The organism is Microbacterium sp. H6, assembly GCF_003314775.1.
GTDB lineage: Bacteria > Actinomycetota > Actinomycetes > Actinomycetales > Microbacteriaceae > Microbacterium > Microbacterium oxydans.
On record NZ_QOAY01000072.1, the window covers coordinates 14,194 to 19,703 of the forward strand.

Consider the following 5,510-nt stretch of genomic DNA (forward strand, 5'->3'; position numbering starts at 1 on the left):
AGATGTCGTCCGAAGACGGACTCGTGATGCAGCTGCACCCCGGCGTCATCCGCAACCACCACCGTGACACGCTCGCGCGGTTCGGCCCAGACAGCGGGCACGATCTGCCGGACGTCGCCGCCTTCACGCGGCCGCTCACCCCGATCCTCAACGACTTCGGCACGAACGAGACGTTCCGGATGGTGCTGTTCACGGTCGACGAGACAGCGTTCAGCCGTGAGATCGGACCACTCGCGGGCTTCTATCCGTCCGTCTACGCCGGTGCGCCGTGGTGGTTCCTCGACACCCCCGACGCCATTTCGCGCTACCGGCGATCGGTGACCGACAGTGCCGGGTTCACCAAGACCAGCGGATTCGTCGACGACACCAGGGCCTTCTGCTCGATCCCCGCGCGCCACGACATGTCCCGACGACTCGACGCCGGCTACCTGGCGGCACTCGTCTCCGAGCACCGGCTCACCGAAGAACAGGCCTTCGCATTGGCGCACCGTTTCGTGGACGACATCCCGAGGACGACGTTCCGCCTGCCCGGGGGTACCGCCTCAGCTTCATGACGTGGACGCCTTCGTCACCCTGCGGACGACGTACTCGACGACGTCGCCCTCCGGGATCGCGCGGGGCCGGAAGCGCACACCGGTCGACGCCCGTGGAACCATGCGATCGACGCGGAAGATGCGCCAGTCGTCACGATCGAGATCCCACGCGAGCAGGTACCAGACCGACCCCCAGCTCACCAGGCGCTGCGGTTCGGTGTGCCGCTTCTCTTCGTCTCCGCCGGGTTTCGTGTAGCCGAAGCGAAGCCGTTCATGGGCACGGACGGCCGCGGCGACCGTGCTGAGCGCCGCGAGGTCGAGCGGGGGTTCGGCCCCAGGAACCACACTCGTCGCCTCACGGATCGCGTCGACGCGACGGCGCAGTCGCGAGGGCATGACCTGCTCGAGTTTCGCGAGGGCGGTGAGCGAGGTCTCTTCGACGCCGAGCCGCCAGGTGGCGGCCACCCCCAGCCCGACGGCGACCGCGACCGCCTCGTCGTCGTCGAGCAGCAACGGAGGCATCGCGGTTCCGGCGGCCAGGCGGTATCCGCCCGCGACGCCGGGGCGCGCATCCACCGGATAACCGAGCGAGCGGAGCTTGCCGATGTCGGCGCGCACGGTCCTCGTGCTCACACCCAGTCGGTCGGCGAGTGCGGAACTCGTCCAGTCGCGTCTGAGCTGAAGCAATGACAGCAGTTCCAGCAGACGGGCCGAGGTCTCGAGCATGTCTGATCCTCTCAGCAAATGCGGAAGCTGGTCTTCCGCATTGCCTGAGAGCGTCAACAGCATGACACAGAACACCTCCCTCAGCCCTTTCCGCATCGACATCCCGCAGGATGCCATCGATGACCTGCACGATCGTCTGACCCGCACGCGCTGGCCGCTCCCCGTTCCCGGACGTGACGATCGCACCGACTTCAGCCGCGGGATCCCGCTTCCTTACCTGCAGGAGCTCGCGGATCACTGGCGCGATGGATTCGACTGGCGGGCGCAGGAGAGGGCCCTCAACGCGCATGAGCAGTTCACGACGGTCGTCGACGGTCAGACGTTCCATGTGCTCCATGTGCGCTCGGCGAACCCGGCAGCCACGCCTCTGCTTCTCAGCGACAGCTGGCCGGCGTCGTTCATCGAGTACCAGCGACTGATCCCGCTGCTGACGGACGACTTCCACGTGGTCATCCCGTCCCTGCCCGGACTGGGGTTCTCGAACCCGCTCTCCGGCACCGGGTGGGATCTGGCTCGAACCGCCGACGCCTACACCGAGATCATGACGCGCTTCGGCTACGACCGGTTCGCGGCGCACGGCACGGACGTCGGCACCGGCATCATCGGCAGACTGGCCGCGCTGCACCCGGAGCACGTCATCGGCACGCACTTCGCCAGCGACCGCGTGTGGCTCGGACTGGTCGGCACCATGTTCCCCGCCCCCGATGGTCTGTCCGAGGAAGAGCTCGCCCAGCTCGAGGCCGCACATGCTGCGAGCGCTGCGGAACGCGGCTACATCGGCATGCACAACCATCGACCCGACACGGTCGGACCGGCCCTCACCGACTCGCCCGTCGGCCAGCTCGCGTGGATCGTGGAGAAGTTCAAGCGCAGGATCGACGGCGGGTACGGGGCGCCGGATGTCGACCGCGACCAGCTCCTGACGAACGTGAGTCTCTACTGGTTCACCCGCAGCGGTGCTTCAGTCGCGCAGTTCTTCTACGAGTCGGAGCACGCCCAGCTGGACTTCGTCATGCCCTCCGGGGTGCGCGCCGGCTGAGCCGTCTTCGACGCGCATCCCCTGATCCGGCGCACGATGGATCCCGCCGGTGCGATCGACCACTGGAGCGAGTTCGCCGAGGGTGGGCACTTCCCGGCGATGGAGGAGCCGGAGCTGCTGGCCGACGACATCCGCAGGTTCTTCCGCGGTCTCGCCTGATCCGCTCAGGCACCGTGCGCATCGATCAGATCGCGACCGCGCTGATCGATGCGTGCGGGCGCCTTCTCTCCTGCACCCTGGTCTCGCTGTCGAGCACCGAGAAGCCGGCGCGCTCGAGCTGGTTCGACATACCCTGCACCGACCAGTAGTGCGCCGTCGTGACGGCGTGCGGGAAAGGCTGCCCGTCCGCCCCGTCGAAGAAGCCGACCAGCAGATGTCCGCCCTCACGGGTCCCGCGGCGAGCGGCCTCGAGCAGATGCGGAAGCCCATCCGGAGTCGCGTGGATCAGCGAGTACCAAGCCAGCACGCCGCCCAAGGAACCGAGCGGGATGTCGGTATCGGCCAGAGACGCCGTCCGATACGAGATGTGGGGGAATCGCGCCGAGGCGCCGGCGATGAAGTCCGGCACCAGGTCGATGCCCTCGGCATCGGCACCGCGCTCGACGAGGAACGCCGTCCAGTGTCCAGGACCACACCCCACGTCGAGGATGCGTCCGTCGACGCCGTCCGCCCAGCGACCGATGCGCTCCCGGTCGACGTCATCCATCTGCGCGATGTCGCCGAACAACTCCGTGTACTCGACCGCACGCGCCGCATACCCGTCGCGCACGCGCGCATCCTCCGTCTCCTGCTGAGCCATGGCCCTCCCCGCTCTCGCGATGATCGGACTCCACGCTATCGAGGTCTCGCCCGCAGATGGATGTAACACCTGTTACAGTTTCGTGTGTGACGAAATCGGATGGCTGGCTCGTGCTCCTGGTGCAGGTACCCGCATCACCCTCGCGGCATCGCGTCGCGGTCTGGCGCGAGCTGCGTCATTTCGGTGCGGTACCCGCAGGGCAGGGTACCTGGGTCACGCCAGATGTGCCTGCGTGCGTCGAGGGGGTCGACCGGGCGCTGGCGCTCGCACAGCGCGGCAACGGCGACATCCTCGTGCTACGCACCCAGGCCGACGGCGGTGACACCGCCGCACTTCGGAAGCTCTTCGACGCCGCGAGAGCAGACGACTGGGCGGAGTTCGTCGCCGACTGCGCGAAGTACCGCGCCGAGATCGCGCGTGAGATCGAGAAGAAGAAGTTCACGCTGGCCGAGCTCGAAGAGGAGGAGCAGAGCCTCGACCGACTGCAGCGCTGGCACCGCACGATCCGCGCCCGCGACGTGTTCGACTCCGCCTCGTCCAAGGACGCCGACCGCGAGTTGGCCGCGTGCGTTCAGGATCTCGCCCGGTTCGCCGACCTCGTCTACCAGGCCGTCCACGCGTGAGCCTGCCGACCGCCGCCGCACCGGCGACCCGCCAGGTCGCACCGCTGTATGCAGCCGGCTTCGTGACGGCGTTCGGCGCCCACAGCATCGCCGCAGGCATCGGGGCGACCGGCGGGGACATCGGTCTCGACCTCCTGCGTCTGGGGGCGCTTCTGGCGATCTACGACCTCGCCGAGGTGTTCCTCAAACCCGTCTTCGGCTCGCTGTCCGACCGGATCGGCGCCAAGCCGGTGATCGTGTTCGGGCTTCTGGCCTTCGGCGTCGCATCGCTCGTCGGGGTGTGGTCGTCGAGCACGGCAGCCCTCGCGATCGCACGTCTCGGGCAGGGCGCCGCAGCCTCAGCGTTCTCGCCCGCTTCCTCGGCGACGGTCGCACGGCTCGCGGCCCCGGGCGCGAAGGGGCGATACTTCGGCAGATACGGATCCTGGAAGGGCCTCGGCTACACACTGGGTCCTCTCCTAGGCGCCGCACTGATCTTCCTGGGCGGCTTCCCCCTCCTCTTCACGTGCCTGAGCGCGCTCGCCGTCCTCACCGCGATCTGGGTGGCGATCTCCCTGCCCCGACTCGAGCCGCTGCCTCGACCCCGGTACACGGTCGCCGACCTGGTCCGTCAGACGACGGAGCGGGGCTTCCTCATCCCGACGCTCGTGCTCGCCGCGTCCACCGGCGCGCTCGGTGCGGCGATCGGCTTCCTCCCCGCTCTCGCCAGCAGTGAAGGTGCTCCCCTCTTCGCGAGCATCGCGATCGCCTCGGTTCTGGCGCTGAGCTCGGCACTCACCCAGCCCTGGGCGGGCAGGCTCCGCGACAGCGGCCGCTTGAGCGATCGGACCGCGATGACACTCGGCCTCGCGGTGATCACGGCCGGCATCCTGGTCGCCGCGTTCGTCCCCGTGCTCCCGTGTCTCTACGTCGCCGCCGCCCTGCTCGGCATCGGGATCGGCGTCTCGACGCCTTTCGCCTTCGCGCATCTCGCCGAGACGACACCACCCGAACGGATGGGGCGCACGATGGGCACGGCCGAACTCGGCCGCGAGCTCGGCGATGCCGGTGGGCCGCTGCTGGTCGGAGCCGTCGCGGTGGCGGCGACGCTTCCCTGGGGTCTCGCGGCACTCGCGGTCGTGGTCGCCGCTTCGGGAGCGACCACCCGGGTCCTGCCGCGATCACCGGGAGGAGAGCGGGCGGAGAGCGACACCTGATGCACTTTCGTCGCCGACGCAGGCCGCCCGATGGAACCGGATCTCCGTGCCGGACGAATACCTAGTGTGAGCAACGACAACGACATCATCCGCGAATCGCTCGAGGCCGCGGAACGGTTCTCCGAGATCTTCGAGCGACATATCGGCGCCGTCTCGGCCTACGTCGCCCGCCGCGTCGGACCGGCTGCGAGCGATGACATCGTGAGCGAGACGTTCCTGATCGCGTTCCGCAAGCGGAGGCGCTACGACTTGACGCGGAGTTCCGCGCTGCCCTGGCTGATGGGCATCGCGACGAATGTCCTCGGACAGCACCGAAGGGCCCAGGCGCAACACTGGCGCGCGCTGCAGGCGTCCGTCGATCAGCACGACCAGGTGGCTGCCGACGATCACGACCGCTCCTCCTCGCAGCTCGATGCAGCAGGCGAGATCGAGCGCCTCTACCCCCGCATCGCCGCGCTGACGGCCCGTGACCGCGAGGTGCTCTTCCTGCACGCCTGGGGCGATCTTACATACGAGCAGATCGCCGCGGCGCTCGCGATCCCGGTCGGTACCGTGCGTTCACGCCTCAGCCGCATCCGGGCGAAGCTCGCCGCT

The 5,510-nt window shown here is 68.6% G+C and carries 8 protein-coding genes; 6 read left to right on the plus strand and 2 right to left on the minus strand.

What is annotated here, in order from left to right:
* The coding region (locus DSP71_RS23175; protein ID WP_258546274.1) for a glucuronate isomerase at positions 1–554 on the plus strand (554 nt) is incomplete at its 5' end.
* Here the strand turns inward: DSP71_RS23175 and DSP71_RS05305 are convergent.
* On the minus strand, positions 549–1,259 hold the full coding sequence (locus DSP71_RS05305; protein ID WP_208644282.1) for a YafY family protein: 711 nt from the start codon (positions 1,257–1,259) through the stop codon (positions 549–551). The genes DSP71_RS23175 and DSP71_RS05305 overlap by 6 nt on opposite strands.
* A gap of 61 nt (positions 1,260–1,320) precedes the next feature.
* On the opposite strand from DSP71_RS05305, the gene DSP71_RS05310 reads away from it, so the two are divergent.
* Entirely contained in the window at positions 1,321–2,298 is a 978-nt protein-coding gene (locus tag DSP71_RS05310; protein WP_218867265.1) for an epoxide hydrolase family protein, read from the plus strand.
* A 36-nt stretch (positions 2,299–2,334) separates the two neighbouring features.
* Positions 2,335–2,457, plus strand: coding sequence for a hypothetical protein (locus DSP71_RS23180; protein WP_257021908.1), 123 nt, complete (start codon positions 2,335–2,337; stop codon positions 2,455–2,457).
* 25 nt (positions 2,458–2,482) lie between these two features.
* Here DSP71_RS23180 and DSP71_RS05315 read toward each other — a convergent pair whose 3' ends face one another.
* On the minus strand, positions 2,483–3,097 hold the full coding sequence (locus DSP71_RS05315; protein ID WP_113680564.1) for a trans-aconitate 2-methyltransferase: 615 nt from the start codon (positions 3,095–3,097) through the stop codon (positions 2,483–2,485).
* Positions 3,098–3,183: 86 nt separating this feature from the next.
* Here DSP71_RS05315 and DSP71_RS05320 point away from each other — a divergent pair, with 86 nt between their 5' ends.
* The 3 genes from DSP71_RS05320 to DSP71_RS05330 all read left to right on the plus strand — a co-directional run.
* Positions 3,184–3,720 carry a Chromate resistance protein ChrB gene (locus DSP71_RS05320; protein WP_258546275.1) on the plus strand — a complete coding sequence of 179 codons (537 nt, stop codon included), beginning with the start codon at positions 3,184–3,186 and terminating at the stop codon, positions 3,718–3,720.
* Entirely contained in the window at positions 3,717–4,916 is a 1,200-nt protein-coding gene (locus DSP71_RS05325) for an MFS transporter (protein ID WP_113680566.1), read from the plus strand. The genes DSP71_RS05320 and DSP71_RS05325 overlap by 4 nt, the downstream gene beginning before the upstream one ends.
* Positions 4,917–4,982: 66 nt before the next feature.
* A partial coding sequence (locus tag DSP71_RS05330; RefSeq protein WP_220151078.1) for an RNA polymerase sigma factor occupies positions 4,983–5,510 on the plus strand: 528 nt, incomplete at its 3' end.